Genomic DNA, 26,545 nt, shown 5'->3' on the forward strand with positions numbered 1-26,545 from the left:
CTGACCACTGACAACTGACAACTGACAACTGACTAAAATTTGTCTTTCATTCCCCGTATACGGGCAAATGTTTGTATTGGATCGCTGCTGTTGGCAGATAATTGTAATGATGGTTGTTCCCAACGTAAGAAGGGATTGGTACGCTTTTCGACTCCCAATAGCGAGGGAACGGTGGCTTCTTTTCGGCTGCGGTGGACTTTGACTTCATCGTAGCGCTTTTGTAAGTCGGTGTTGTCACTATCTACAGTCAGGGCAAACTGTAAATTCTTTAAGGTGTATTCGTGGGCGCACCAAACATAAGTATGATCTGGGAGAGAGCGCAGTTTACTAAGAGAATCTATCATTTGGCTGGGTGTACCTTCAAACAAGCGACCGCAACCACCAGCAAACAAGGTATCGCCACAGAATAAGTTGCCTGGTTCGTCGGCTGTAGTGGGAGGAAAGTAGTAAGCTATGTGAGCGCGGGTATGTCCGGGTACGAAAATAACCTCCGCGATTTGGTCAGCAAACTCCACGCGATCGCCTTGCTGCAAAAATACCTGCTGTCCAGGTATTCTACCTCGATCCTCGACTCCACCATAAACTACTACTTTCGGAAAGTGTTGGATTAACTGCTGATTGCCGCCTACGTGGTCGTTGTGATGGTGTGTATTAAAAATTGCGACTAACTCTGCTTTGAGTTCTGCAAGTTTTTTTAATACTGGTTTGGCTTCGGCTGGATCAACAACAGCGGCAATATTTTGTTCTTGGTTGTACAGCAAGAATATGTAGTTGTCTGAGAGAGCCTCAAGACGGATTACCCGCATTTTCTCTGCCTCCCTTGCATGTGAGGTTTGGTATTTAAGTGCATACTTTACTACAGTAACTAACCAAGCTACTGATAAAAGTTATGTGAGATCTTGATATTTCGTCCATGATAGCTGTCAATTCTCATTAAACATGATAATATACAACCGTACTACTACCTAAATCATATTAAAAACTTTCACAAAGTATTTTAATTTATCAGTAAAATTCCTCTGGGAAGTCAAGGAATACGAAGTTAAATTTGTTGTGTTATTTTTAATTATAAAAATAGCTAAAAAATATATTTATGACAGTAAAAACTAGAGGATTTATTACAATTTTAACAGGATTGTATTCCTTTCAAGATTGCATTCATTTTTTAGCAGCAATTAGGAAATTTCATCAGGAACCAATAATTATTTTAATCGACCGAGTTCCGAAGATTCTTTATCCTTTTTTGAAAGTGTTTAAAAATGTAATTTTAAAACCAGCGCCAGCAGATAAAAATACTGTTTTAGCGTCACGAAAAGCAAAATTAGCTTTATATGAAGCTTCGGAGTTTGATAAAACCATATATTTAGATTCAGATATTTGCTTATTGTCTGATATTAATGATGTCTTTGAATATTTGGAGGAATATGATTTTTTGTTAACGGAAGATGTGCAACCTAGTATTACAAAAGCCACAAATTTACTCAGGGGAAAGCAACAAGATATGTTGCCGAATGTGCTGCCGATTCTGCAATCTGTAGGTTTACCGCTACGGGAAGATAGTGTGCAGTACAACGGCGGTTTTATGGCTTTTCGGAAAACAGAAACAACCAAGGTATTTTTTGATGACTTTAAACGTTATTTTGAGATTGTGAAAAATAATCAAGATAAATTACTTTTGAAAGATCAAGGAGCTTTTGCTTCTGCGATCGCTTCCGTAAAACCCAAGATGAAAATACTACCACCCACTTATAATTATCTCAGTAAGTGGAAGGATACATACAATATTACTGGAGAAATTAAAGTACTACATTGTACTTACCCTTACAGACCCCAGTACGCCAAAAATATTACTCGTTCATTGTACACAAGAATATTTGACAAATTTGCTCAAGTATTTTTACCAAATCAAGTAACCAATCCCTGGCGTAAGAAATGATTTATAGGTAGGAAAACTGCTGACAATGAAAGAGAAAGTCAAGGTCTCGCTACTCGTCTGGAATTTATCTACCAATGATGGTTTCATGCGTGCGTCTTTATTACAAAAAGCCTTGAATAAGTTAGGGTATGAAGTGGAAATCCTCGGCTTTTTGTTTGGAGAGAAACTATATGGAGCGATTCCTGCCGAAACTAAATTATATACTGTAGAAGGCTCTAATTATCCTAATTTTATTAAATCTATTAGTAAAATTTTAAAACTTATTGATGGAGATATTATTTATGCAATTAAACCTCAGCCGGCGAGTTTTGGCGTAGCATTACTGAATAAATTATACAGTAGAAAGCCTGTAATTCTAGACATAGATGACTGGGAACTTAGTTGGCATGGTGGTGATAAATGGCATTATCATCCTACACTCAAACAGTTAGCTAAGGATTTACTTAAAAAAGATGGTGCGTTAAGGTTACCTCATCATCCTTTCTATTTAAAACTGATGGAACGTTTGGTGAATCAAGCTAATGCAGTGACAGTGCATACTAGCTTTTTACAGCAGCGTTTTGGAGGTATATCCGTACCTAATGGCAAGGATACTGGTTTATTTGATCCTGTTCGATATAATCCTGACGAAAGCAGAAGTCGTTATGGTTTGTCAGAATATCGAGTTTTGATGTTTCCCGGTGCGCCAAGACCTTATAAAGGTTTAGAAGATGTCCTGATTGCACTAGATAAAATTAATCAGCCAGACTTAAAACTGGTGATTGTCGGTGGCAGTCCTTATGATAATTATGATGAGCAACTTAAACAACGCTGGGGACGCTGGATTATTAAACTACCCAATTATCCAGCTGATGTGATGCCTGATGTAGTTGCTGCTGCTCATATTGTTGTTGTTCCACAGCGAGATACCCCTGAAACTCGTGCCCAATTTCCTCTAAAGTTGACAGATGGGATGGCAATGGCTAAACCTGTATTAGCGACGCGTGTAGGAGATATTCCCGAAATTTTGGGCGACACTGGTTATTTAGCTGAACCGAGTTGTCCTGAACAAATTGCTGAGCAAATTAAATTAATATTTCAGGATTTAGATTTGGCAAATGAGAAAGGTATCAGCGCCAGGAAAAGATGCATAGAAAAATATAGCATAGAGGCAATGGCTTCTACTCTCAGTTCAGTAATAGCTCGATTGTCATAATAAATAGAAAAAATCTTGAATTAGAGGATATTAGTTACTATGTGAATATCAACCATCTAACTGAATAAATCTAAAAACAGTTGACACCTCTACAACTGAACACTGACCAATGACCACTGACAAATGTGTTAATAATCAAGGAATTCTGAACTAAATACCCAATGTCTACCAGAAAACTACTATTAAGATTTGCCAAACCTTATCCATGGTTAATTCTGCTCACGATAGTGTTAGGATTTTCTGGAGGTTTATTTAATGGTGTCAGCACAGCACTAATTGTGCCAGTAATTTTAAAAATTGTGGGACAAGAGGTAGATTTAACTAAAGCCCCAGGTGTTCTAAAAGGAATTATGGCTCCCTTTGAGAATATTCCAGAAAATTACCGGATAGTGGTAATGGCTGGGGCTATTATATTCACAATTTGCTTAAAAAATTTAGCTACTTACTCTAGTACGTTAGCATCAAGTTCTTTAACTCGAAAGCTAACATCAGATATGCGAGAAGCCGGATTACAGTTATTACTAGAAATAGATATAGATTATTATTCCAAGATGAAAGTTGGTGATTTAATCAACCGTCTTGGAGGAGAAATTGGTCGAGCGGCTACTGCTATTGGCAATACAGTAAAGTTAATTATTATCGGGATTACAATTTTAGTTTTCGTCGGTTTATTGCTGTCAATTTCTTGGCAGTTGACCATAGCTGCTACGGTTTTGCTATCTTTGGTGACAGTGGTAAATCAGTATGCCATTGCCAGGTCTAAAAAATTTGGGAAGCAGCTGAGTGAGATGTCTAAAGCATATTCAATCGCTATGCTGGAACTCCTCAACGGTATTAGATTAGTGAAGGCAACGGGAAATGAAGAAAAAGAATATAAAAAGGTTCAAAAGTTAATTCGCGCACGCGAGAAAGCAGACTTTCAATCTCAGATGAATGCTGAAGCGATCGCACCTTTGAGTGAGGTGATGGGAATTACAGCTTTAATGCTGATTGTATTTTTGAGTAAAACTTTTTTTGCATCTCAAATAGCTTCGCTTTCCACTGTAATTTTAACATATCTATTAATACTACTGCGACTGCTACCATTGCTTTCTCAGTTAAATACTATTCGTAGTAGCTTCGCCAGTACTTCCACTAGTGTGGAAATGGTGACTGATTTTTTAAATCGCAATGATAAGCCATTCATGGTTAAGGGTGAGCTTCCCTACACAAAATTAGAGGAAGGAGTGCATTTTGATTTTCTTTCCTTCGCTTACCCTGGTCATGAAAAGCTAGTACTTAAGGATGTAGATTTATTTTTACCGCGTGGTACTACTTTAGCTTTGGTGGGTGGTTCTGGTGCAGGAAAATCAACCCTCGCAGACCTTTTACCGAGATTTTATGATCCTTTGTCTGGTCGGATTACCATCGACGGTAAGGATTTACGCGAGTTCGATATTGCATCTTTGCGTAGGAGGATGGGAATCGTCAGTCAAGATACTTTTCTCTTCAATGACTCAGTGGGGAATAACATCGCCTATGGACGACCAGAAGCCACCGAAGAAGAAATTACCACAGCAGCAAAGCGGGCCAATGCCTATGAGTTTATCAGCAAATTACCCCAAAAATTTGACACCCCCATTGGCGATCGCGGCGTGATGTTGTCTGGTGGACAAAGACAAAGATTAGCGATCGCGCGGGCATTGTTACAGAATCCTGACATTTTGATTCTCGATGAAGCCACCAGTGCTTTAGATACCGTTTCCGAACGCTTAGTACAAGCTGCACTCGATGATCTTAGCCGCGATCGTACAACCTTGGTAATTGCTCACCGTCTTTCTACAGTACAAAAAGCCGATCAAATTGCTGTGTTAGATCAAGGACGTGTAGTAGAGGTAGGAACCCATGAAGAACTTTTAAGAAAAGGTGGTTACTACTCACGCCTCTACTCAATGCAATTTAGCGACCAAGCAGAAGCTACTGTTAAACAACATCAAAGCTTAGTCCGCATTTCTCACGAAATTCGGACACAGCTTAATTCTATGCTTGGTTTCCTACTCTTATTACTCGATGATATGGTTGATAATGCCCAAGAAAGGCAGGAATTAATTGAACAATCCCATACATCAGCCTTAAGAATTCTCACCATTATTGATGTTTTTGATGATATTTTTAGTCTGCAAATCAAGGGTAAATTACTCTCATTTGCAGACAAAAATAATAATGTTACGACTCAATACAAAACTTTTACACATATCTCTGAAGAATTCCGGAATTGCCTCAATATGATTCTGGGTATTCTCCGCTCCTTAACAGACAATGTTACAGACTCACCGCCAGAAGACAGCGAATTATTAACAAAAGCCTATGATTCTGCAATAAATTTGCTCGATAAGTTAGAGGGTTTTGAAAACACTATTCAATTGGAAAGTAATGAAAAATGCTAATTTGAAAAAAGACTATATTTTCTTTGTGCAATCAGAGTTACCTAAGCCAGAAGCTCATTTAGTGCAGTCAACCAACGCAGCAAATGGAGCAGCTAACTTAGGTTATTCGACCGTTTTAGTATATCCCCATAAAGGATTAGGAGCGATGAATCCAGTGAATTTAGCTCGTCCTTTTCAACCAAGGGAAGCACCAGAAAACCTTGTGAAATACTATAACCTGCATAACAAATTAAAAGTTGCTCCCTTACCTATGCCTTGGCCTATTGACCATTTCCAGAACAAATTTACTAACTCTAATACCATCGCTGCAAAATATTATTTTCCCTTTTATATATTTCCTACTACTAAACTTGTTCATAGCCGCAATTGGAATTTAGTCAAAGCTGCAATTAAAAATGGCATTCCAGCAATTTACGAACATCACCACCATGAAGAGAAAAAATTTGAACCAGAAATTGTCAAAAGTCCGCTTTTACAACTTGCCGTTACAGTTGTAGATACGATTCGCGAAAGTATGATTAAAAATGGTATGCCACCAGAAAAAGTGATTAAGCTACACAATGGTTTTAATCGCTTATTTATGGTTAGACAGCCAGAAAAAGCAGCAGCATGGCGTGATAAACTGCTGAATCATGGACACTCCCATTTGATAGTGTATGCGGGAGCATTACAACAATTTAAAGGTATTGATATACTGATTGATGTTGCTAAAGAAATGCCAAATGTGCAATTCGCCTGTGCAGGTGGAAAGCAAAAAGAGGTAGAACATTATCAGCAATTAGCAAAGGAAAAACAAGTTAGCAACATTTTATTTTTGGGTTATATCTTGCATGATGAGTTAGCATCTTTGCTACAAGCTGCTGATATTTTAGCTCATCCCCATTGTTCTGGACAAGCGGCAACTTTCACCTCTCCCTTGAAACTATTTGACTATTTCGCCTCTGGAACTCCCATTGTTGCCACAGAAATTCCTTCATTGACAGAGTTTAAAAATACCCAGGCGATCGCAGCTTGGTGTGAACCAGATAACCCAACTAAATTTGCCGAATCTTTAAAACGAATTTTAGAAAATTATCCCAGAAAAATAGACGGATATTCAGAAATAATAGAATTTGTCAAGCAATTTTCTTGGGAAAATCGAGCAGCCAAAATTCTCAGTTACGTAGATGAATCTCTACGTCCACCAATTATCGCATAAAAGCTAAATCACCACTAACCACTGACAACTAACAACTAGCTATTAACTAAAATGAATATAAAAACTATTGGCATGATTAGCAGCTATCGAGGTCTAGAAAAAAGAGGCGATTGGCTGTGGCAACAAACCCCCCATGCATTTGGTATTTGGGGAAACATACAGATTCAAGCACTTGCACCCAAACCAGATTTTTTGTTGATGTATCAGTATGACTTTCCCAAACAACCCCAGCCGAAATCCTGGTTAGATAGCTTTCGCAAAAAACAACAAAAACCAGAAATAAACGTCGAATCTTTTCTACGCGGTGTCAGTAAAGAAAGAATAATTTATCTGTTAAGAGAACCGCCCCTAGATGAAGTTAAAGATAACCATTATAAAATCTATCAGGAAGCTCAGAAATATTGTGGTTACGTTTCTGGCCCTGAAGACTTTGCTCCCATTCCTGACTATATGCCTGCGATTTGGTACCATAGCAACTCATTTCGAGAGTTAAATGAAATGCCACCTCCTGCAAAAGTTTCTCCATGTAGTTGGATTACTTCTGGAATTAGCCGCACAGTAAATCATCGCCAACGTTTAAACTTTTTGCAGTCCTTACAATCTAGCGAAATTAAATTTGATTTGTATGGACGTGACTTACCTGTATGGGCAAAAAAATTAGGAGAACTAAGTAATAAATGGTATGGCATGGCACCATATTATTACAATCTGTCAATAGAAAATTATGCTGATAATAATTGGTATGTTAGTGAGAAACTTTGGGATGCTTTGTTAGCATGGTGTTTACCAATATATTATGGTGGGCCTGCTGCTGATAAACTATTGCCGCCTGGTAGTTTTTTGAGATTACCAAGCTTAGATGAAAAGGGAATTGCCTACATACAAGAAGTGACTGCTACTCCTGATGCTTGGTATGCTGCTAAAGATGCGATCGCTGAAGCTCGTCAGATAATTTTGCACAAATTAAACTTGCTTAATTGGCTATCATATTTTGTTGAGAAAAATGGATAAAAGCTATGACAAATGGAATTTATACACTAGCTAATGATTATGTTTATAACCAACTTGTCGCATTACTAAATAGTATAGAAGTGAATGCTGGGAATGTGCCAGTATGTGTCATTGCTTATAATGATCAGGTAGATAAAGTTCGCGCTGAAATAGCATCGAGAAAAAATGTCACGTTACTAGATAATCCTGATATTTTTGCTCGTTGGGAAGAATTTTCTTACAAGGTATGGCAATCACATCCCTCTGCGATTCAAGCTTGGCAAGAACAAGGAATTAAGAAGTTTTACCGAGTTGGAGAAAATCGCCGTTACTGTGCTTTTGATAGTAAAAGTCAATTTGAAAAGTTTATCTACCTGGATGCTGATACTTTAGTATTACAGCCACTAGACTTTGTTTTTGATAAGTTAGATGAATATGATTTTGTGGTCTATGACTTTCAATATAAAGACCCTGGTCATATATACAATTTATCATCACCAAAACTCTTAGAAGTATTTAGCCAAGAGCGTATTGACTCAGAAATTTTTTGTTCAGGGTTCTATGCTTCTAAGCGAGGAATATTTCCGCCAGACCAAAGAGATTGGTTATTATCTCAACTCAACAATGGAGATTCAGACGTTTTATATATGTCTGCTCCCAATCAGTCTGTGCTTAATTATATGAGGATGAAGGCGAATGTCTCTTTCTACAACTTTGCCCTCAATTTACCTACCAATCAAGCAACTGGTTGTTGTGTAACTTCTCCACACTTTGAAAATAAAGATTATATTCTCTACGATAAGGGAAACAGACTGACTTATCTACACTATATAGGTTTATCTTCCAAACTCTTTAACCAAGTATGTGATGGAGAAAATATTGATTTTCCTTATCGAGATATTTTCTTGCATTATCGCTATCTGCATGAACCAGAACAACGTCCCAAGTTCACAACTAAAGCCAAAGCTTACAATGCTCCTCCGAGTTTAGGCACAAGAATTTTAAAAAAATTAGGATTAACAGGTTGAGGTGAAGACAATGACCCGTGGAATTTATATTATTGCCAATGACAAGGTAATGGATCATGCGATCGCACTACTCAACAGTATCCGTTTGCATGATCATGATACACCAATTATCCTCATTCCTTATGATGACAAGTATCAGAATATAGCAGATACACTCAACAAATATTATGGTGTACAAACATACGCAGACCTAGATTTTATTGACCGTCTAGCGCTGAAATTGCACGAAACCTTCGGTGGTCAATTTTTTGCCCGTCCTAATCAATTTCGTAAACAGGCTTGTTGGTTTGGCCCATTTGATGAGTTTTTATATATTGATACCGATATTGTTGTCTTTGAAAAGATTATCGACAATCTTAACTACCTTGCTGAAACTGACTTTATTTGTTGTGATTATCAACATTTAGGTGGCATTAAAAATGTTTTCAGTCCCAAGGTATTAGAAGATAAAGTCTTTACTGAAACTGAAGTTAAAGATATTTTCAACGGTGGTTTTTGGGGGTCAAAGAAAAATCTGATCTCAGAAAAAGATTTGTATGAAACTTTTGCTGAGTGTGCTGCCCATCCAGAATACTTTGATTTTTCGGAAAAAACTTCCGATCAACCGATTATTAATTATATGTTGCTCAAGCGGATTCCGCGTCGCTTTAACATTGTTCGTAGGGAAGGTAAAGCACCAGGAAATTGGGCAGGAAGTCCACATTTTCAGCAACAAGATTATATATTATTTGATACTACCGTTAATCAACCTCTGCAATATCTTCATTGGGCAGGTATTCGCATTCAACCAGGTTGTCCTTACTGGGAAATTTGGGAACATTATCGTCATCTTAATCCAGCGCTACCTCCGGCAGCTATACCTGCACCAGCAAAAAAAAGTCAGTGGCAGCAAGCGTTAGATAATATGAAAAATCAATTGCGGCAAATCAAAATTAATTAAATGTGAGTTCGGTTAATTAGTTAGATGGTAGGGTGTGTTGTGGACTTTAGTCCTAACGCACCGAAAATTAGTAATGGTGCGTTACGCTGGCGCGATAACGCACCCTACAAAACTACCGATGCTTTTTGATTAAGGTAAATTATGCTTTTGTTTTTAAATTGGACAATGCAGCGATGAGATCTTTTGGCTCAAGACGCTTAGTATAATCTGGGTTAAGGTATCTATAAACAATTATTCCTTCAGAGTCAATAATATAAGTGGCAGTCACAGGTAATTCATTAGAGTCATTGCCATTGTAAGTTTCTAAATCTATACCGAATCCTTCCATCACTTCCTGTATTGACTCTGGCAAAGTGTACACAAGTCCAAATTGCTTAGCAACTTTATTGTCCACATCACTCAATACCTCAAAACCAAGGCTGTGTTCTTTGACAGTAGAAAGGGTGTTGTCTGGTGTTTGAGGTGAAATGGCAACCAGCGATGCGTTTAGTTGTTGAATTTCTGGTAAAGCCTTTTGTAGTGCTAACAACTCTATATTACAAAAAGGACACCATAAACCACGATAGAAGGTAATGACAACTGAACCTTTGGCTCGTAGTTTTTGCAATTCTACAGGTTGTCCAACAGCATTGGAGAGAGTAAAATCGGGTGCGCGATCCTTTGGTTTGAGGGCTTTTTCAGCAATTCCTAAATTTGCTACTTCTTCAATTGATTGCTGAATGATTGTTAGTATTTCGGGTGGGAGAAATGAAGCTGCCTGATTTAATAAAACTTCTATCTCTTGTTGCAGACTCATGCGTATATCTGATGAATAACTTTAAGCTAAATTTGATACTACCATAAGTGCAATTTTCAGGCGATCGCAAAAACTCAAAAAACTCAATTAGTTACGGTGCCGTTGTTTCAATCGAACTCACCTAGACTGATGGAGATTTATGAGGTAGTAAAATAATATTATTTAGCTAGCAAGTGAGCTTCTGTGAAACCTACCCAAAAGATTCTGAACGGACGTGAATCTGTAAAAGTTGCAATTGTCCAAACTGCGCCAGTTTTTTTAGACAAGGACAGAACTATTAACAAAGCTTGTGAAAACATTGCTTTGGCGGCTAAGAATAATGCAGAACTGATTGTTTTTGGTGAAGCTTTTGTTGCTGGCTACCCTTACTGGGGTGAAGGATGGGAATCACCTGTAGATAGCTGGATGGAACTCCGCACTCGCTTTTTCGATAACTCAATGCTCATACCGAGTGAAGACACTGAGCGTTTATGCGAAGCGGCTGCAAAAGCGAATGCGATTGTAGTTATTGGTTGTAACGAAATGGACTCTCGTCCTGGCGTGTATACGATCTATAACACGTTACTTTACATTAACCGGGATGGTAAAGTTTTAGGTAGACACCGTAAAGTGATGCCTACCTTTGTGGAGCGGGCGGTTTGGGGTTGGGGAGATGGTTCTGATTTAATCTCATTCCAGACCGATATTGGTCGTATTGGTGGTTTAATTTGTGGCGAAAACTTGATGACGCTTCTACGCGCTCATTTGATTCAGCAAGGAGAAGACTTTCATATTGCTGTTTTCCCTGGTGCTTTTGCTTTGCACTGCGGCCCAAAGTTGGAAGAAGCTGATTTAACTGGTGAGTTTTTCTGGGGAAATGCATCTACTCGCGCTCATGCTTTAGAATCTGGGTCGTTTGTGCTTTCTGCCTGTGGTTACATCACTGAGGATGATATTTCTGAAGATTTTCCCATGAAACAGACGCTGAATATTGATTATGCTCATGGTGGCAGTTCAGTATCAGCCCCTCTCGGTATTCCCTTGGTAAAACCAACTTCCGGAGACACTATTGTTTATGCCGTATGTCCTGCTCAAATGATTAAAGTCTGGAAAGCTATCATTGATGCATCAGGTCACTATTCTCGTCCTGATATTGTTTCCCTCAGCTTTCATCCAAAGCCTTACCAAAAAATCGCTGAGGTGATTGAAAAAACTCAGCGAGGGGAATTAGAACGTTATGCAGATCGATATGAAGTCAGTCTTAAAGACGTGGAAGCCGTGGTTGACCAAATGGCCCCTTAATTCAATTAGGGACTTCCAAGTAAAAAAAATATTCCATTGTTCACAGTCATCAGGAGCCAGCGCCGTGGTGAGGCAGCGCAGTCTTGGGGGTTCCGAGTCCCCCATGAGCGACTGCCGCGCATGGTTTCCCGACTTGAGGCGACTGGCGTTCATCAGTCATTCAGTCATCAGTCAGCAACTTCAACCGGAATAATTTATTTTCTGGAAGTACCTTACCTATACTGTTGCTGTTGTTGTTGTCTCAATTGCTCCTGCTGCTGTTGTTGTCGGAGTCTAAGTTGATCTTGTAGTCTAAATAGTTCTCCCTGCTGCTGTGGTGGAAATCTGAGTTGATTTTGTAGTCTAAATAGTTCCTGCTGGTGTTGTTGTTGTAGTCTGAATCGATCTTGCTGCTGTCTGAATTGTTGCCATAGTTGTTGAGATTGTTGTTGCAATGCATCCTGCCGTTGTCTCCATTGCTGCGGCTGATTTTGCGAAATCGTCTCTGCCATTCCTGCCCAGGCGTGAGAATGGATTAACGAGGCTATTGTCAGGATGAATAGTGGTAACCCTGATTTCACTATCAATGAATCATTCAACATACAGTTTTCTCTCAAATCGTTACAGCTTGAGATGAGCGATCGCTTTTATGAATTATTCCAGAGTGATTTGAAAATTTTATAAATTTGATTAGTATAAAATAAATATTTCGCTCAACTTCATATATCAATAATATCACGCAAAAAAAAGCGTTGTAGCGTCAATTCATGAATTGCCGCTACATGGGGTTACCCTACACCCTTTTCATTACTAATTTCTAATTTGTACTGGCATAGCTAAATACGTCATCTTCAAACCGCCTAGTGGTGTAAAAATTACAGGCGTTAGGTTTTGATTCAGATGCATTTGAATGTCTGAAGAAGGCAAGGCTTTTAAACCTTCCATTAAATACTTGACATTAAAAGCAATTTCTATATCTTCTCCAGATATTTGCGCTGGGACTGATTCTCTACCGCTACCCATTTCTTGAGCTTCACAAGATAAGGTCAGTTCTTGGCTATTGCTATCAATGCTGAGTTTAACAACATTATTTTTCTGATCTGCTAAAACAGCAATTCGCTCTAAAGTACTTAAAAATTGTCGTCGTTCAATTGTTACTTGTCGCTCAAATTGTCGAGGAATGAGTTGCCGATAAGCAGGATACTGTCCTTCTAGGGTGCGGCTGGTCAAGCGTTGATTAGCCCAGGCAAACACAACTTGACCTTGATCTAAATATAAGGCTATTGCTTCATCAGCATCATTATGAGCCAACATGCGCTCTAGTTCGCGTAGAGCTTTGCTGGGTACTGTGACTTCTAGTTGACTGCTACCAGTCAAAGGACGTTCATTGGTGGTTTCTACTACTGCTAAACGATGTCCATCGGTAGCTGCAAATTCCAAGGTGTCTTCTTTAACAGTCAGATGTACTCCAGTCAGTACTTGCTTCGTTTCATCTCCACTGGTAGCAAACAATGAACCCCGTAATCCTTCAATTAATGCAGTGGTAGTCAGATGTAGGGGTTCGGTATTTTCAATTAAGGGTAATTCGGGAAACTCTTCCGCTCCCATTGCTCGTATTTGGTAATGTCCACTCTTCGGTGTGAGTGTAACAATTAAACCTTCTCCTCCAGAGGTTTCAGCTTGTAGAGCTGATTCATCATCTAGGGTAATTTCTCCTTCAGGAAGACGAGAGGTAATATCTACAAGTAGTTTAGCAGGAAGTGCGATCGCTCCTCCTTGCCATACATCAGCGTTAAAGCTGGTACGGATACCCAAGCTGAGATCAAAGGCTGTTAAGCTTACCTGGTTAGTTTGAGCATCCGCTTGCAGTAGGATGTTGGCAAGTACCGGATGAGTTGGTCGTGACGGCACAGCACGGCTAACAAGTGAGAGATTGGTACTGAGGTCGCTTTGGGCGCAAACTAGTTTCATGGTCTGATTCAGCTGGTGAACGACTATGGTAACATTGTCTAGCTAATAATTCGTATTAATACCTCTTCAAGAATCATCTGAACCAGAAAACAATGATTCTAAATCTCGACGCGCACTCACCACGCGCAAAATTTCTACCCCATCATACAACACTCGATATAAGATGACATAGCCATCAAGTGGAGTACCACGTAAATCCGGTCTAATATGAGCATAACTACGTCCCATATTGGGGAAGTTTGCTAAGTTTTGGCATTTTTTGTTAAATTCTCTAAATAGTTTTTCTCCTGTTTCCAAGTTAATCGCCAAAAAATAATCTGCAATTTCGTTTAAATCTCGGCTTGCAGACGGTGAAATAATATACTGACTCATTTTGACGCCTCACGCGCCTTTTGGAATCTTTCAAGTATTTGCATGACAACTGTTTCACCATCTAATCCTTCGCCTCGGTCAAGTTCTGCAATGGCGACATCTACTTTTTGGCGAGTTTCTTCTTGCCATTGCATATACTCATCATTTAATTTCTCCAGCAATTGCAATGCTGCATCAATTACTTCTAATGCATTTGTAAATCTTCCACTAGCAATTTGTGCTTGGATAAATTGCTCGTGTTCGGGTTTGAGATTAATACTCATGAGTTCAATAATTCTATATAAAATAACTTTACTTTCTAATATTTTATAAACACTTTGCCAAGTAGGGTGTGTTATGTCATAGGAATCGCGCACCTTTAATTGTTGGTGGTGCGTTGCGCTTGGCGACAACGCACCCTACTGGCGATTGGGGACTGAAAATTCGAGAATAGTAATAAAATAAGCCATGCCCTATGCCCTATGCCCTTGTAAATAACCATCTTCCATATGAATAATACGATGGGCAATATCTAGAATCCGGTTGTCATGTGTAACGAGTAAGATGGTACAGCCTTGTTCAGTAGCGAGGCTTTGCATTAGTTCTACCACATCCCGCCCTGATTGTTTGTCAAGTGATGCTGTTGGTTCATCAGCAAGAATAATTTTAGGATTCGCCACCAAGGCGCGGGCGATCGCTACTCTTTGCTTTTGACCTCCAGACAAATTTTCTGGATAATAATTAAGGCGATTTCCTAATCCTACTGCTTCTAGCATTCGCACTGCTCTAGCTTGTCTTGCTTTCCAAGATAGATGATTGTGCAGTTCTAAAGACATCTCCACATTTTGCCGTGCTGTTAAGCTATCCAAGAGATTATATGATTGAAAAATATAACCAATCTGCCGCCGTGTTTGAATTAGTTGGTTTTGCTTAGCACCACAGAGTTCTTGATCAATCACCTTTAAGCTACCATGTTGGCAAGAACGCAATCCCCCAATCAGCGATAACAAGGTAGTTTTTCCTGACCCAGATGGCCCAGTTAAAATTACTATTTCACCTGGGTATATATCTAAATTGATATTAAATAAAACTTGTTTAGTTAAGTTTCCTTTCCCAAAAAAGTGATTTAATTCATATATAGAAATTACAGGTTTTTTATTTATAAATTCATTTATTTTATAGCCATTCAATAGTTGCATAATTCGTATTTTTATATAACTAACTAATCAACATTACTTAAAAAAATTAAGTTTTACCCATGCCCAATGCCCCATGCCCCATGCCCTAAAAAATATCTGCTGGGTCTGCTGCATTTAATTTTCTCATAGCGATCGCTCCAGAAATTACACACATGACAATCGTTAATATCAGAACTTGAATTACCCGCTCAGAATTCAAAAATAACGGTAATTTGGTTGCATTTCTAGTCAAGTTATACATACCAAAAGAAATTAAACATCCAGGTATGTAACCAAGTACAGCTAATATCAATGCTTCTTGAAATACAACAGATAATAAGTAGATATTGCGAAAACCCATTGCCTTGAGCGTGGCATATTCAGCCATATGATCTATCACATCACTGTAAATAATTTGGTAAACAATAATTACACCAACTAAAAATCCGATAGTCACACCCAAAGAGAAGATAAAACCAATTGCCCCACTCTCTTGCCAATATTTTTTTTCAAAATCAATAAACTCTTGACGAGTGAGAAGTTTCACATCATCGGGAAGGTAAGATTGTAACGCTTTAACTACTGCATTGGCATCACTACCAGGCTTTAGCTGAATTAGACCAAGGTTGACTTTACCTGGTTGCTGTGTCGAAAAAATTCGGAGGAAATTTTGGTCACTGGTAATCACGCTAGCATTAGCTACAAACGATGCACCAACCTCATACAAACCTGCAATTGTAACTTTACGTCCTTGAAGTTCTGTAGTTATAGGTTTGCCTTGAGTTATTTGAGCGATCGCTTGTTGATATTTGCCATTAGCGTTGCGGTCAAACAAAAAATTATCTGGATATTTAATGATATCCAAATTGTGATTAACTGCTGGCAAATTGAACGCAGGTTTTTCTGGGTTGAACCCGATAACTAGAATTGATTCATCCAGCTTGGTTTCTAGACTTTTCCAAACTCCTAAACGGATATATAAAGGATTAACTGACTCAACCTCATTTAAATTAGAAGCTTGGAATAAACGACGCCGAGGAAAAGAACTCAAAAGCCCTAAATTTTGTGCTTGGCGGCTAATCACTACCAAATCTGTTTGCAGGAGTTTATGAAAGCGGGTATTACTATCATATAAAGCTGACTGAAAACCTAATTGCATCAACATTAAAAAAACAGCAAAGGTAATTCCACAAAGAGCAACAATAAAACGTCCTCTTTGCTTCAGTAATTGCAACCAAGCTAAGGGAATCTTGCGTTGAAACATAAGAGTGGAGAGTGGGGAGATGAGGGAGATGAGGAGAATAACAACTGACAACTGACAACTGACAACTAACAACTAACAACTAACTTCTTCATAAATCAATTTCAACATTAACCTGAAGGTTTGTTAAGTTAGCTACTTGCTGACTGGCAGTTTTGTCTAAACGAATTTTGGCTTCGATTACTCTTGCATCTGTTGCTGCTGTTGGGTCTGTGTCCAAGACATCTTTCTTCGCCACTTTTAAGCCAATTTGCTCAACTGTTCCGTTTAATTTCCCAACAAAAGCATTGCTGGGACTGGTAATTTTGGCAGTTTGACCAGGACGAATCTTAGCAATATCACTTTCGTAAATTTCTGCAATGACATACATCTGGTCAGTTTGACCAAGTTCTACAATTCCTTCATTACCTATTGTTTCCCCAGGATGAGCTTGAATCCTCAAAATAGTACCTGCTTTGGGTGCGCGGATATATGCCAAATCGAGTTCAGCTTGAATTTTGCCAACTGTAGCAATAGCACTGTCTACCTCTGCTTGTGCTGTGGCTATATCTGTGGGACGCACTTCGGCTGTTTTGTCCCAAGTGGCTTTGGCTTCTTGAATTTTGGCCGTAAGTGTGCGTTGAGTTCGCTCTAAGTCTGCTTTAGCGCTATTTAACTGCTCTTGGGCTGTTTGGAGAGCCAGTCTGCGACTATCTAAGGCTGAAGCTGCGATCGCTCCCTGTTGATATAAACTTTGATTACGGCGAAATTCGATGTCTGCATTCTGCAACTCTGCTTCTAAGCGAGCGATGGTAGCTTTCTGGGTTTGAATTTCCCCATCTAACTCTGCTTGTAGATTCTTCACATTGGCTTGTAAAGCTGCTAATTCGCCTGGTTTTGCCCCTGCTTTAACCTGATCTAAACGAGATTGGGCAACTTTAACTTGCTTTTGTGCTTCTGTCAAATTCGCTTGCAGGCGATCGCGATTATCTAAAATAGCGATGATTTGTTGCGATCGTACCACATCGCCTTCATCAACCAACAATTTAGCCACACGACTACCACTACCAATACTAGGATTAGTAGGAGCAGAAACCTTAATCACTTCACCTGCTGGTTCCAATCTTCCCAAAGCATTAACCTTTGAAGCAACTGGCTGGTTAACTTCTGGAACCACTGCTGAAACTTTAGTTGTAGCTGATAAACGAGCTAAATATAATACTCCTGCTCCTATCCCCACCATACACACAATACCCACAACGACTAACCAACGAAAATAGTGTGGAAATAGAGAAACTTTATTAACTTCCTCAGAATCTTGCAACATTCTACAATTCCTTATACTTCATACTGTCATCTATATCTTGTAAAATTCATCTTTCACACTCTTCTCTGCGTGATAAAAAAATATTTATGCAACAGAAATAATACTATGAAATAAACTCCCATTCACTTCTTCCCGTACAACCTCTTCATACTTAAAAAAACCAGGATTAAGTATCCCATTAGGGTCATACTTTTTCTTAATCTCATTAACTTGAGGCCAGTAATCACCAAATTGAAGCTGCCATCTTGTAATATCAAAATCCACCCAAGTAGCCATATATCTTTTACCACCCATTTGGAAACCAATATCAGTCAGTAAATTTAACTGCTCTATCACAGGCTTAACCTGGGATTTCGGGATAGTAGGATACATTCCCAACCCAATAATTAACTCTTCATCAGGTAAAGGAAACATAGGCATTTTAGTATTATGAGAATTTAGACAAAATGAACCCACAGGTATAGTCCGAAAATCGAGGAAAGAGGGTATGCGTTGGAGTGCAATATCAATGTAGTTTTTAGCTGCTGACGCTGGTAACAGAACATCTATCCAAGAATTAGCAGTATCTACAGGATGTGGTACTTCTGCGATTGGTTGGATGAACTTCTCAAAAGTCAGGTCTTCGGTATGTATGTGACGATAGAAATTTAAGTCAGAGAGTATTTTTTCCTGTTTGATATCATTTACAGAATCCACTTCTAGAGTAATTTGCATTCTGTAAAACCACTGGATTAGGGGTTTTATCCCTTTTTGACTGGCTCTAGAAACTCCTAGTAAACAGGGAGAAAATAACGATACTAAACCATCGATACGATTTTCTGAAATCAGAAGACGCTGATCATTCAACAGGCTATCTAAATCGTCATAGCAAAGAAAATAACTGCGAGTGAACGGGCGATATTTTCTTAGCCTATTTTGTACTTTGGTCATGATACCAAACTGACCATAACCACAAAGAACATGATAGAAAAGTTCACTGTTATTTTCTGGCGTACACCAGACAATATCGCCTGTTCCAGTTACAACTTCCAAACCCAAACAATTATCAGCTTGAGATCCGTAACGAAAAGAACTCAAACCTAAACCACCTGCTGAAAGAGTTCCTCCTAAAGTGACTTCAAAGTTATTTGTGAGGACAGGAGGAATTACGCCATGCGGTATTGAAGTATTTACTACTTGCTTCCAAGTCACACCAGCATCAGCTTTGAACCAAAGTTCATCCGGGTGGAACTCATGAATTTGATTCATGTTCCTCATATCTAAGAGGATTCCACCTTGGTTTAAAGATTGACCACTTAACGAATGTCCCGAAGCCCTTGATGAAATAGTTAAATCATGGTTAGCAGCATACTTAATGGCTTTAGCAACATCAGTAGAATTATGAGGACGAACAACAACTTGGGGAAATTTTTGAATAATGCCGCCAAAGTCTTGAGAGACTGCTTCTAAGTCTGTTTTGGCATCACTAACTTCACCCTCAATAATATATTTTAGATCTGTAATAATGCTGTTCATCTTAATAACCTTGCTTAGCGTATATTTGCTGATAATTTATGATGAAACTAATTCTAATTAAAGCGTGTTTTTATCACTTTAATACCAATTTGTATCAAGCTAGGAATTAGTTTAGCTAACTCGATGGCGTGTTTTATTAATTGCAAATGATAATTTTGTTTCTGTGTAATTGATGACATCATTTTTCTTGCAGGTCTTTCATACTTAAATACACAAACACAGTCTCCTTCTGCTTGTTTACTAAGAATTGTAGCCTTCATACCAGGAAAAGCTCTTCTAGTGGCTTCTTGTTCCATTTCACAAAAGACACGACAGGGATTATCGAAACCATATTCTTTAGCAATAGACAAAATTGGGCAAATTCTTTGAATTTCCAATGCTGCATCTGTTTCACTCTGAGAAATATCAACTACTTCCATAACAAAGCCCATAAGTCCCAGTAGAGGAGCCGCTTTCTTGAACCCTTGAGCTAAACTATTGTTCTCAATAAAAGTACCCATCAATGCCTTTTGTTGCTCAGGATATTTTTCCATAATTTTTTCAAAAGCAGCTGCATCTCCCATTTCTTCTACTAGTTTTTTATATCTTTTAAATCTATTTCTAAACAGATTCATCGCTTTAGATTCATCAAGATTGATAATATCTTCCATGCGAAGGTTACCTGTAACCAGTTCAGTTTCAGTTTTCATTTTTATTCTCCTATATTCCTTCCTGATACCAATTCTGTATGAAGATGCGCCAAACTATATGAGGAACGAACCGCAAAGGGCACATAGACACGAAGTGGCTTCCCGTTGGCGTAGCGTCTTCGAAGGAGAAGGGTAGGACACAAAGAAAGAAAAATTTGGTGCAGCCTCACAAAGAAATGGTATGACATCATGAATCAGTCAAAATGATTGGTAATTGGTGATGGGTAATTCGTAATTATTACCCTAGAGTTAAAGCTTGGGTATTCAAATTGGGTAGACCCCCCAAGTCGAGGAGGCTACCTCATTACTGCTTGACGAATGACAAATTATAAACTTGCATATAAACAAAGCCAAATTATCCAAAACAGCACATATCTACAAGTATTAAGGCAGATTAATACAATATCTATTTCCAGTTCACTGCTTATAACTTGGTGCGGTTTCGTATTTTCAAACAAGAAGTAATTTGTTACTATTTGTAAAGGCTGTTGATAGATTTTAGAGAGATTTTTTGACATAGTTATTGCTTTTGCTTGCCTCACATCCACCGATTTTATTTTTCTCATTTCACTCACCAATGACTATCTGTTTTTCTCTGCTCATTCGTTTTTGTTTATGTGACCATTAATTCCAAATAATTAGCAGTATCGAAAAATTTATAGCCAGTCACGAGGATTTTTTAGTACTTCTTTAAGTATTGCTTCCTGACTACCAGGGAGGGGTTGATCATCATATTCCCAACTTGCAGCTGGAGGCATACAGTTAAACACACTTTGTTGCTTAACCATACCGCTTGCCAGACCAAAACGAAGACCGCGATCGCAAGACAAAATAAACTCTACATAACGTCCACGTACAAGACGCTGCCAGTACTTATTCTTCTCTGTAAACGCCATATCCTTACGTCTTTGAACAATCGGCATATAGGCAGGGAGAAAAGCTTCAGTACAATTTGTCACAAAGGCAAGAAGTTTTTGGGGATTACCTTGATTAAGTTGGTCAAAGAAAATTCCACCTATACCTCGACTTTCACCACGATGTGGAATGTGAAAGTACTCATCACACGACTTTTTAAAACGAGGGTAATAAGAAGAATCGTACTTGTCACAAACCTCTTTATGCACCTGATGGAAATGAACTGCATCTTCCTCGAAAAAATAAGCCGGTGTTAAGTCTGCTCCGCCGCCAAACCACCAATAAATAGGCTGAGTGCCATTATTGATCTCGAAATAGCGATAGTTCACATGAGCGGTAGGTGTCATGGGATTCTGGGGATGAATCACAAAGCTAGAACCTGTAGCGAAGTAACGATTGCCTTTATTTTTAGTGATTTGATCTGCTACTTCTGTTGCTAAAGCGCCTGATTGCTGGAAGGACATTCCAGGCGGTAATTCGCCTTCTATGGCTACATAATTAACTCCCACTTTTTCAAAGACATTGCCATTGTGCAGAGATCTATCGATATATATGGCGTTTTCACTACTTTCGCCAACTGTCCAAATACCATTGTGATCACGAGTCCAAGACTGTTCCATAAACCCCTTACCATCTAGCGCCTCAAGAGCTTGGCAAGTGTTCTCAAACATCTGTCTGAAAGTCTCGTCGATTACCCCGCGAATTTTCGGTTGTTGTGTCACCGATTTTTCTAGAATATGGGTCATGGTTATCTCCTCACTCACTATTGATTAAGTCTTCCTAAGTTGCAGTTGCGTCATTGTTGCTATACGATACCCTGCAAATTTGTTAGTCACTTTCTGGCAAAAAAGTTATATTCTGTCTACTTTGATAACTTTAGATTCATTGTTAATCCAAAATCCAAAATCCAAAATCCAAAATCTAAAATCCTAAATTGTTAGAGGATTGCGCTAAGTGCTTTTGCAAAAGCTTGCGAAAAGTAATATCCAAAGCGTCAGCAGCAACGTGGAGTTCTTCTGATATTTTAGGCATTGGTTGAGAATCTAAAGTTGCAACGACTACTGTGTCTTCTTGGGCGAGTTTGTGGTCAAGCTTTCTGAAAAAATTATCTAACCAAGTTATGGGTAAAATATTGCGATACAAAACACGTTTAACAACAGTGGTGTTGTCATCAATAGGAAGGTGGGCAACTAAAATCCCAAACTTGATATCAAACCTATCATCTCTACCTATACTAATTTCTGCTAGGGTAACGTTAGGCAAATATAATGTCAATCTTGTGTTCAATTCTGGGCGTCCGCCGAGTAAAAAATTCAAAATACTTTTCGATTTACCTAAAGATTCATACTTAACTTTGGCAACTGCACCCCAATCGTATTTATCGACTTTATACTTAATAGTTTTATTGATGGGAATTCTCTGCCCAAAAGATTTACGATGGACTGCAATCACATGGGTAAAGTCAAGATTAGCTTCCATCAGTCGAGCATAGTTAGCATTATCTATACCCTCATCGTAAACAGGATGCATAGTCTTGACTATGTATTCTGGAAAAGTTGGCAAGGTAGGACGTTTTTCTTCTGGTAAGTCTCCATAAAATAGCCAGACAAAACCATATTTTTCCTTCACCGGGTAGCTGTCTAAACTAGCTCTTTTAGGGATAGGTATTCCGGGTGCATTGGAAGGAATTTCAATGCATTTACCATCAGCTTGAAATTTCCATCCATGATAAGGACAACGGATACAGTCATCTTTAACCCAACCGAGAGATAAAGCAGCACCACGATGAGGACACTGATCTTTCAAAGCTACGATTTGTCCTTGAGAGTTGCGGTAAAGAACAAATCTCTGATTTAACATCACAATTTGCTTGGGTTTATTGGTGACATTTGAACTAAATTCACAAGCATACCAGAAGTTATTCAAAGTATTTGCCTCCTACCATCTCTAGATATATTGTCTTGGCAATTCAATGTAAAATTACGCTCATTAACTTGGTCTATAACTCAACTCTTATGAGATACAAATCTAGTTAATTAATGAAGTTTTATCAGGTTTCTGACATCTCGTTGACAGTTGTTTAATTCGCTTTGATTTGACTGCAAACCCCAACCCATAGCTAAATATTTTTGACGCAGTTGACGATAAGCAAGGGTCAAAGCATCAGCAGGAACATGGACTTCAGCTGATAAAGTATCAGGTATCAATTTGGGATATTGAGACTCGGTTACTATCTGATCTTCCAACCCAACTTTATGATGAAACTTGATAAACAAGCTATCTGCCCAAGAATAAGTAAAAAAATTACGAAATTGAATTCGTTTACTAATAGTCGTATTGTCATCAACAGGAATGTGGACAGCATAATTGATCATTTTGCCACGACCAAAATCACTCTCAATTTTAGTTATGTTAGGCAGGTAAAAAGTGGTCTTGGCATTTAATTGTGTGCGTGCTGGACGAAAGAAGGCTTTAAATATACCATTCTTAGGCTTAGTGTAATTTTTATATGTGATTTTGGTACTTATGCCCCAATCTTCATTTTCAACTACATAGTCTTCAACTCTTGGATCTTGTGCGAATCCCGCCCCGAAAGAATTAGCATGGACTGCATACAGATGAGCCGGATCAAGAGCATTTTCTATGACTCTAGTATAGTTAGCTCTCATCTGATATTCTAAGTAAATGGGATGCATAGTTGGGTCTTGGTATTCTGGCAAAGAAGGAATTGGTGGACGTTCTTGTTCTGGTAAATTCCCATAAAACAGCCAGATAAAACCATATTTTTCTTGCACTGAATAGCTATCTATACTAGCTCTTTTAGGGATAGGTGTTTCCAGTGCATTAGAAGGTATTTCAACGCATTGCCCATCAGCTTGAAATTTCCATCCATGATAGGGACAACGGATACAACCGTTTTCTAACCAGCCCATAGATAATGCAGCACCACGATGAGAACATCGGTCTTTGAGTGCTACAACTTGCCCTTTTTGATTGCGGTAGAGGACAAATCTCTGATTTAATAGCACAATTTGCTTGGGCTTGTTAGTGACAGCTGAGCTAAATTCACAAGCATACCAGAAGTTTTTTAGCACACCTAAGCTCCTACTATTCTAGATAAACGGATTATTTGAAAATACTTTTTATAGGAAAATATCAATTTCTAACTCAGATTTTATGTTCTTGAGATGAGGTGCGTTCGGTGGTGATATCAATTCTATGTGAGGTTGTGCTTGATTCACGTAATGAATTGCTCCGACAAAGTGCAATTGTAAAGCCTATAGGCACATTTTCAAAAAGAAATAGTATGAATATAGGTTGGTAATTGTCAATAATTAGAAGCTAATCAAGCTATACAGAAAGTGCTTAATAATTTATTTTTTTATCCTTAGTTGAGGAATGGTGAACAATGACAGATAGTAGATGTATTCAGTGAGAAACAACTTTTTTCTGAATAGTCTTTCATGCGCTGTTGCTCACAACACAGTACGACAATTTTTCTTTTGTGGCTAATAAATCAACATTATTTTCAAGCTAGACAGTTATGTGATAAATCACACAATGAGGGCATGAAAATAACATTTTCCCTACTCCCTATTCCCTATTCCCTACTCCTTATTTTCAAGCTAGCGGCAAGATGAATGATGCCCGAACACAACCTGAATAATGCCTACAGGGTATTTGCAAATGATGTGATTTGGAAGCATCGTTTGTGATCTGTTTGAAAACAATCATCTGGTTTCACGTTGAGTGACAACTTTTAATTCCACAGCAAATAAGCTAACTTAAGCCAAAATTGGCTTCGTTCGCCCATTTGTTATTTATCTACCCGTGGGTACACTTTCTGGCGTCTGTTGCCTTTGTTGGGTGTATTTCTTTGGGTATAGGTGATACTATACCAATGCACTAGTGCATTAGTCAACCAATGTATAATTTTGCTCTGTGAACCATTGCACTAATAAACTAGTGAATAGGTTCATAAGTTGGAGTATAGTGTGGCACAAGGAGAAGCTTCTATAAGGGTTTACCTATCGCCTGAAACAAAAGACAGGTTTAAAACAGTTTGTTTTTTTAAGGGATTGAATATGTCTGACGTGACAGCTGAACTGATTGAAAATTGGTTAGCCAAAAATGATATCGATCTGCCAGCTTCACAGAAAAATTCTCTCCCAAAAGCAAACTCTCCCAAAAGCAAAAACAGTGAAGGTTGAGGATGACTAGGGAAGAATTAGGTCACCTAGAAGCTAGCCAACACTACAATAATTTTCTAACTGGCAGTAAAACGGGAGTGGAGGGATAAAATATAAGCAATAATAATCAATATGTAATTTTAAAAACAGCTGTGTTTATATCCAAATTGGAAGTAACAATCAAATATTATGAATTGTTCTAAGCCAATACCATGTAGGATGACTAGCAAAATTTGACTGATGTGAGTAGCTACCCCTCGTGGGTAGCCTCGCTAACAAAACCATACTAGGGCTGATGACTGATGACTGATGAGTGTGAACAGTTAGTAATCAATAATTACAATGGGATATTCTTTGATTTGTCAGTCCTTTGGCGTGTTGTGAAAACTTTAGGCAATAATAGAGACTTTGCCAGTGTCGATATCGTAACAAGCACTAACAATTTTTAGTTTACCTTTGTGCAGCAATTGGGCCAAAATTGTTGAATCTTGTGGCAATTTTTGCGCTTGATATTGAATGTTAGCTATGACCGCATCATAATTGCGATCGCCTGTGGTTGGTTTGACTTTTGCCAAGGCTGGTTTGATGTTCTCAACAATATAGCCAATTCTGCCAGGAAGAGGTGCATTTTTAATAGCTTCTGCCACTGCACCACATTTACTATGACCTAAAACTACAATCAACTGTGTACCTAACACGGCTGTAGCATATTCCAAGCTCCCTATAGCCATGTCACTAGCCACATTACCAGCTACTCGCACAACAAATAAATCCCCAAGTCCTTGATCAAAAATAATCTCCGCAGGTATGCGAGAATCTGCACAACCCAGTATAGCGGCAAAAGGATACTGTGCTTTTGCAACTAATTGCAGACGTTCCAATGATTGATGAGGATACTTAGGTTTTTGATGAATAAATCTTTGATTACCATCTAGCAACAATCTCAGAGCTTGATTAGAGTTTACAGGATTAAAGTTAGCTGGATTAACATCAGCGATCGCAGCTTCTTGTGTACCCCAGGCGATACCACCCAATGCTGTAATGGTAAAGCTTCCTATCCCTGCTAACTTAAAGAAATCACGACGACCGATAAATCCATTAATTCGAGTCATTAATTTACCTGACAACAGTTTTGTTGTTGACCGGAAGATATCAGACTCAACAAGCATGTAAAAGTACTCTCTGAGACGGTTTAAGAGTCATTTAATTTTTGGGAATTGGGAATTGGGAATTGGGAATTGGGAATTGGTTTAGTTATTAGACTTCTTGCATAAATATTTTTTTGTCTCGCGCAAAGACGCAAAGACGCAAAGAAAAGAACGCTAAGAACGACTTTTGCAAGAGGTCTATTCTTCTCCTCATCTCCCCTATCTCCCCCATCTCCCCCATCTCCCCTATCT

General features: G+C 38.6%; 24 protein-coding genes. 9 read left to right on the forward strand and 15 right to left on the reverse strand.

Annotation, left to right across the window (positions count from 1 at the left end):
- Window positions 1-32: 32 nt before the first annotated feature.
- Complete coding sequence (gloB, locus tag I8748_RS04905; protein WP_198123537.1) at window positions 33-806, reverse strand: hydroxyacylglutathione hydrolase; 774 nt, start codon at window positions 804-806, stop codon at window positions 33-35.
- A gap of 287 nt (window positions 807-1,093) precedes the next feature.
- Between gloB and I8748_RS04910 the strand changes: the two genes are divergently transcribed.
- The 7 genes from I8748_RS04910 (at window position 1,094) to I8748_RS04940 (ending at window position 9,713) form a co-directional block, all read left to right on the forward strand.
- A complete protein-coding gene (locus tag I8748_RS04910; protein ID WP_198123538.1) occupies window positions 1,094-1,936 on the forward strand; it encodes a putative nucleotide-diphospho-sugar transferase in 843 nt (280 codons plus the stop codon).
- Between the two features lie 25 nt (window positions 1,937-1,961).
- Window positions 1,962-3,131, forward strand: a complete 1,170-nt coding sequence (locus I8748_RS04915) for a glycosyltransferase family 4 protein (RefSeq protein WP_198123539.1) — start codon at window positions 1,962-1,964, stop codon at window positions 3,129-3,131.
- Window positions 3,132-3,292: 161 nt separating this feature from the next.
- Complete coding sequence (locus I8748_RS04920) at window positions 3,293-5,557, forward strand: ATP-binding cassette domain-containing protein (RefSeq protein ID WP_198123540.1); 2,265 nt, start codon at window positions 3,293-3,295, stop codon at window positions 5,555-5,557.
- Window positions 5,544-6,755: a glycosyltransferase family 4 protein gene (locus I8748_RS04925; RefSeq protein ID WP_198123541.1), complete on the forward strand. Its 1,212-nt coding sequence runs from the start codon at window positions 5,544-5,546 to the stop codon at window positions 6,753-6,755. Before I8748_RS04920 ends, I8748_RS04925 begins: the two co-directional genes overlap by 14 nt.
- A 51-nt stretch (window positions 6,756-6,806) precedes the next feature.
- Window positions 6,807-7,766: a glycosyltransferase family 10 domain-containing protein gene (locus I8748_RS04930; protein ID WP_198123542.1), complete on the forward strand. Its 960-nt coding sequence runs from the start codon at window positions 6,807-6,809 to the stop codon at window positions 7,764-7,766.
- 5 nt (window positions 7,767-7,771) lie between these two features.
- Window positions 7,772-8,773, forward strand: a complete 1,002-nt coding sequence (locus I8748_RS04935) for an Npun_R2821/Npun_R2822 family protein (protein WP_198123543.1) — start codon at window positions 7,772-7,774, stop codon at window positions 8,771-8,773.
- A 10-nt stretch (window positions 8,774-8,783) separates the two neighbouring features.
- Window positions 8,784-9,713 (forward strand): Npun_R2821/Npun_R2822 family protein, encoded by a 930-nt coding sequence (locus I8748_RS04940; RefSeq protein ID WP_198123544.1) that lies wholly within the window; start codon window positions 8,784-8,786, stop codon window positions 9,711-9,713.
- 139 nt (window positions 9,714-9,852) lie between these two features.
- Here I8748_RS04940 and I8748_RS04945 read toward each other — a convergent pair whose 3' ends face one another.
- Complete coding sequence (locus tag I8748_RS04945; protein WP_198123545.1) at window positions 9,853-10,509, reverse strand: peroxiredoxin-like family protein; 657 nt, start codon at window positions 10,507-10,509, stop codon at window positions 9,853-9,855.
- A gap of 183 nt (window positions 10,510-10,692) precedes the next feature.
- On the opposite strand from I8748_RS04945, the gene I8748_RS04950 reads away from it, so the two are divergent.
- Complete coding sequence (locus I8748_RS04950) at window positions 10,693-11,790, forward strand: carbon-nitrogen hydrolase family protein (protein ID WP_198123546.1); 1,098 nt, start codon at window positions 10,693-10,695, stop codon at window positions 11,788-11,790.
- A 212-nt stretch (window positions 11,791-12,002) separates the two neighbouring features.
- On the opposite strand, the gene I8748_RS04955 is transcribed toward I8748_RS04950, so the two are convergent.
- The 12 genes from I8748_RS04955 to I8748_RS36000 form a co-directional block, all read right to left on the reverse strand.
- Window positions 12,003-12,371: a hypothetical protein gene (locus tag I8748_RS04955; RefSeq protein ID WP_198123547.1), complete on the reverse strand. Its 369-nt coding sequence runs from the start codon at window positions 12,369-12,371 to the stop codon at window positions 12,003-12,005.
- Window positions 12,372-12,579: 208 nt separating this feature from the next.
- A complete protein-coding gene (dnaN, locus tag I8748_RS04960; RefSeq protein ID WP_198123548.1) occupies window positions 12,580-13,740 on the reverse strand; it encodes a DNA polymerase III subunit beta in 1,161 nt (386 codons plus the stop codon).
- Between the two features lie 66 nt (window positions 13,741-13,806).
- Window positions 13,807-14,112 carry a type II toxin-antitoxin system RelE/ParE family toxin gene (locus tag I8748_RS04965; protein WP_198123549.1) on the reverse strand — a complete coding sequence of 102 codons (306 nt, stop codon included), beginning with the start codon at window positions 14,110-14,112 and terminating at the stop codon, window positions 13,807-13,809.
- On the reverse strand, window positions 14,109-14,375 hold the full coding sequence (locus tag I8748_RS04970; protein ID WP_198123550.1) for a ribbon-helix-helix domain-containing protein: 267 nt from the start codon (window positions 14,373-14,375) through the stop codon (window positions 14,109-14,111). The genes I8748_RS04965 and I8748_RS04970 overlap by 4 nt, the downstream gene beginning before the upstream one ends.
- A gap of 189 nt (window positions 14,376-14,564) precedes the next feature.
- Window positions 14,565-15,290 (reverse strand): DevA family ABC transporter ATP-binding protein, encoded by a 726-nt coding sequence (locus I8748_RS04975; protein ID WP_198123551.1) that lies wholly within the window; start codon window positions 15,288-15,290, stop codon window positions 14,565-14,567.
- Between the two features lie 85 nt (window positions 15,291-15,375).
- A complete protein-coding gene (devC, locus tag I8748_RS04980) occupies window positions 15,376-16,533 on the reverse strand; it encodes an ABC transporter permease DevC (RefSeq protein ID WP_198123552.1) in 1,158 nt (385 codons plus the stop codon).
- An 88-nt stretch (window positions 16,534-16,621) separates the two neighbouring features.
- The gene (locus I8748_RS04985) at window positions 16,622-17,836 is read right to left on the reverse strand and encodes an ABC exporter membrane fusion protein (RefSeq protein ID WP_198123553.1); all 1,215 of its coding nucleotides are present in this window, start codon (window positions 17,834-17,836) and stop codon (window positions 16,622-16,624) included.
- Window positions 17,837-17,920: 84 nt separating this feature from the next.
- Complete coding sequence (locus tag I8748_RS04990) at window positions 17,921-19,351, reverse strand: FAD-binding protein (RefSeq protein ID WP_198123554.1); 1,431 nt, start codon at window positions 19,349-19,351, stop codon at window positions 17,921-17,923.
- 53 nt (window positions 19,352-19,404) lie between these two features.
- Window positions 19,405-20,040, reverse strand: coding sequence for a helix-turn-helix domain-containing protein (locus I8748_RS04995; protein WP_198123555.1), 636 nt, complete (start codon window positions 20,038-20,040; stop codon window positions 19,405-19,407).
- A gap of 656 nt (window positions 20,041-20,696) precedes the next feature.
- Entirely contained in the window at window positions 20,697-21,701 is a 1,005-nt protein-coding gene (gene hemF, locus I8748_RS05000; protein WP_198123556.1) for an oxygen-dependent coproporphyrinogen oxidase, read from the reverse strand.
- 175 nt (window positions 21,702-21,876) lie between these two features.
- Window positions 21,877-22,881, reverse strand: coding sequence for an aromatic ring-hydroxylating dioxygenase subunit alpha (locus I8748_RS05005; RefSeq protein WP_198123557.1), 1,005 nt, complete (start codon window positions 22,879-22,881; stop codon window positions 21,877-21,879).
- Between the two features lie 110 nt (window positions 22,882-22,991).
- Entirely contained in the window at window positions 22,992-24,050 is a 1,059-nt protein-coding gene (locus I8748_RS36000; protein ID WP_198123558.1) for an aromatic ring-hydroxylating dioxygenase subunit alpha, read from the reverse strand.
- A 900-nt stretch (window positions 24,051-24,950) separates the two neighbouring features.
- Here I8748_RS36000 and I8748_RS05015 point away from each other — a divergent pair.
- Window positions 24,951-25,166 (forward strand): plasmid partition protein ParG, encoded by a 216-nt coding sequence (locus tag I8748_RS05015; protein WP_198123559.1) that lies wholly within the window; start codon window positions 24,951-24,953, stop codon window positions 25,164-25,166.
- Between the two features lie 368 nt (window positions 25,167-25,534).
- Here the strand turns inward: I8748_RS05015 and I8748_RS05020 are convergent, their stop codons facing one another.
- A complete protein-coding gene (locus I8748_RS05020) occupies window positions 25,535-26,257 on the reverse strand; it encodes a carbonic anhydrase (RefSeq protein WP_198123563.1) in 723 nt (240 codons plus the stop codon).
- Window positions 26,258-26,545 lie beyond the last annotated feature (288 nt).

Origin of the sequence: Amazonocrinis nigriterrae CENA67, assembly GCF_016056305.1 — a bacterium.
Classification (GTDB): Bacteria; Cyanobacteriota; Cyanobacteriia; order Cyanobacteriales; family Nostocaceae; genus Amazonocrinis; species Amazonocrinis nigriterrae.

Bases quoted from the DNA above. Each gene is read 5' to 3' on its own strand.
- I8748_RS04925 (WP_198123541.1), top strand. From the start codon at position 5,544: ATGAAAAATGCTAATTTGAAAAAAGACTATATTTTCTTTGTGCAATCA.
- gloB (WP_198123537.1), bottom strand. From the start codon at position 806: ATGCGGGTAATCCGTCTTGAGGCTCTCTCAGACAACTACATATTCTTG.
- I8748_RS04995 (WP_198123555.1), bottom strand. From the start codon at position 20,040: ATGAAAACTGAAACTGAACTGGTTACAGGTAACCTTCGCATGGAAGAT.
- I8748_RS04935 (WP_198123543.1), top strand. From the start codon at position 7,772: ATGACAAATGGAATTTATACACTAGCTAATGATTATGTTTATAACCAA.
- I8748_RS04955 (WP_198123547.1), bottom strand. From the start codon at position 12,371: ATGTTGAATGATTCATTGATAGTGAAATCAGGGTTACCACTATTCATC.
- I8748_RS04985 (WP_198123553.1), bottom strand. From the start codon at position 17,836: ATGTTGCAAGATTCTGAGGAAGTTAATAAAGTTTCTCTATTTCCACAC.
- I8748_RS04930 (WP_198123542.1), top strand. From the start codon at position 6,807: ATGAATATAAAAACTATTGGCATGATTAGCAGCTATCGAGGTCTAGAA.
- I8748_RS04990 (WP_198123554.1), bottom strand. From the start codon at position 19,351: ATGAACAGCATTATTACAGATCTAAAATATATTATTGAGGGTGAAGTT.
- I8748_RS04975 (WP_198123551.1), bottom strand. From the start codon at position 15,290: ATGCAACTATTGAATGGCTATAAAATAAATGAATTTATAAATAAAAAA.
- I8748_RS04915 (WP_198123539.1), top strand. From the start codon at position 1,962: ATGAAAGAGAAAGTCAAGGTCTCGCTACTCGTCTGGAATTTATCTACC.
- devC (WP_198123552.1), bottom strand. From the start codon at position 16,533: ATGTTTCAACGCAAGATTCCCTTAGCTTGGTTGCAATTACTGAAGCAA.
- dnaN (WP_198123548.1), bottom strand. From the start codon at position 13,740: ATGAAACTAGTTTGCGCCCAAAGCGACCTCAGTACCAATCTCTCACTT.
- I8748_RS04910 (WP_198123538.1), top strand. From the start codon at position 1,094: ATGACAGTAAAAACTAGAGGATTTATTACAATTTTAACAGGATTGTAT.
- I8748_RS04945 (WP_198123545.1), bottom strand. From the start codon at position 10,509: ATGAGTCTGCAACAAGAGATAGAAGTTTTATTAAATCAGGCAGCTTCA.
- I8748_RS04965 (WP_198123549.1), bottom strand. From the start codon at position 14,112: ATGAGTCAGTATATTATTTCACCGTCTGCAAGCCGAGATTTAAACGAA.
- hemF (WP_198123556.1), bottom strand. From the start codon at position 21,701: ATGACCCATATTCTAGAAAAATCGGTGACACAACAACCGAAAATTCGC.
- I8748_RS04920 (WP_198123540.1), top strand. From the start codon at position 3,293: ATGTCTACCAGAAAACTACTATTAAGATTTGCCAAACCTTATCCATGG.
- I8748_RS04940 (WP_198123544.1), top strand. From the start codon at position 8,784: ATGACCCGTGGAATTTATATTATTGCCAATGACAAGGTAATGGATCAT.
- I8748_RS04970 (WP_198123550.1), bottom strand. From the start codon at position 14,375: ATGAGTATTAATCTCAAACCCGAACACGAGCAATTTATCCAAGCACAA.
- I8748_RS05020 (WP_198123563.1), bottom strand. From the start codon at position 26,257: ATGACTCGAATTAATGGATTTATCGGTCGTCGTGATTTCTTTAAGTTA.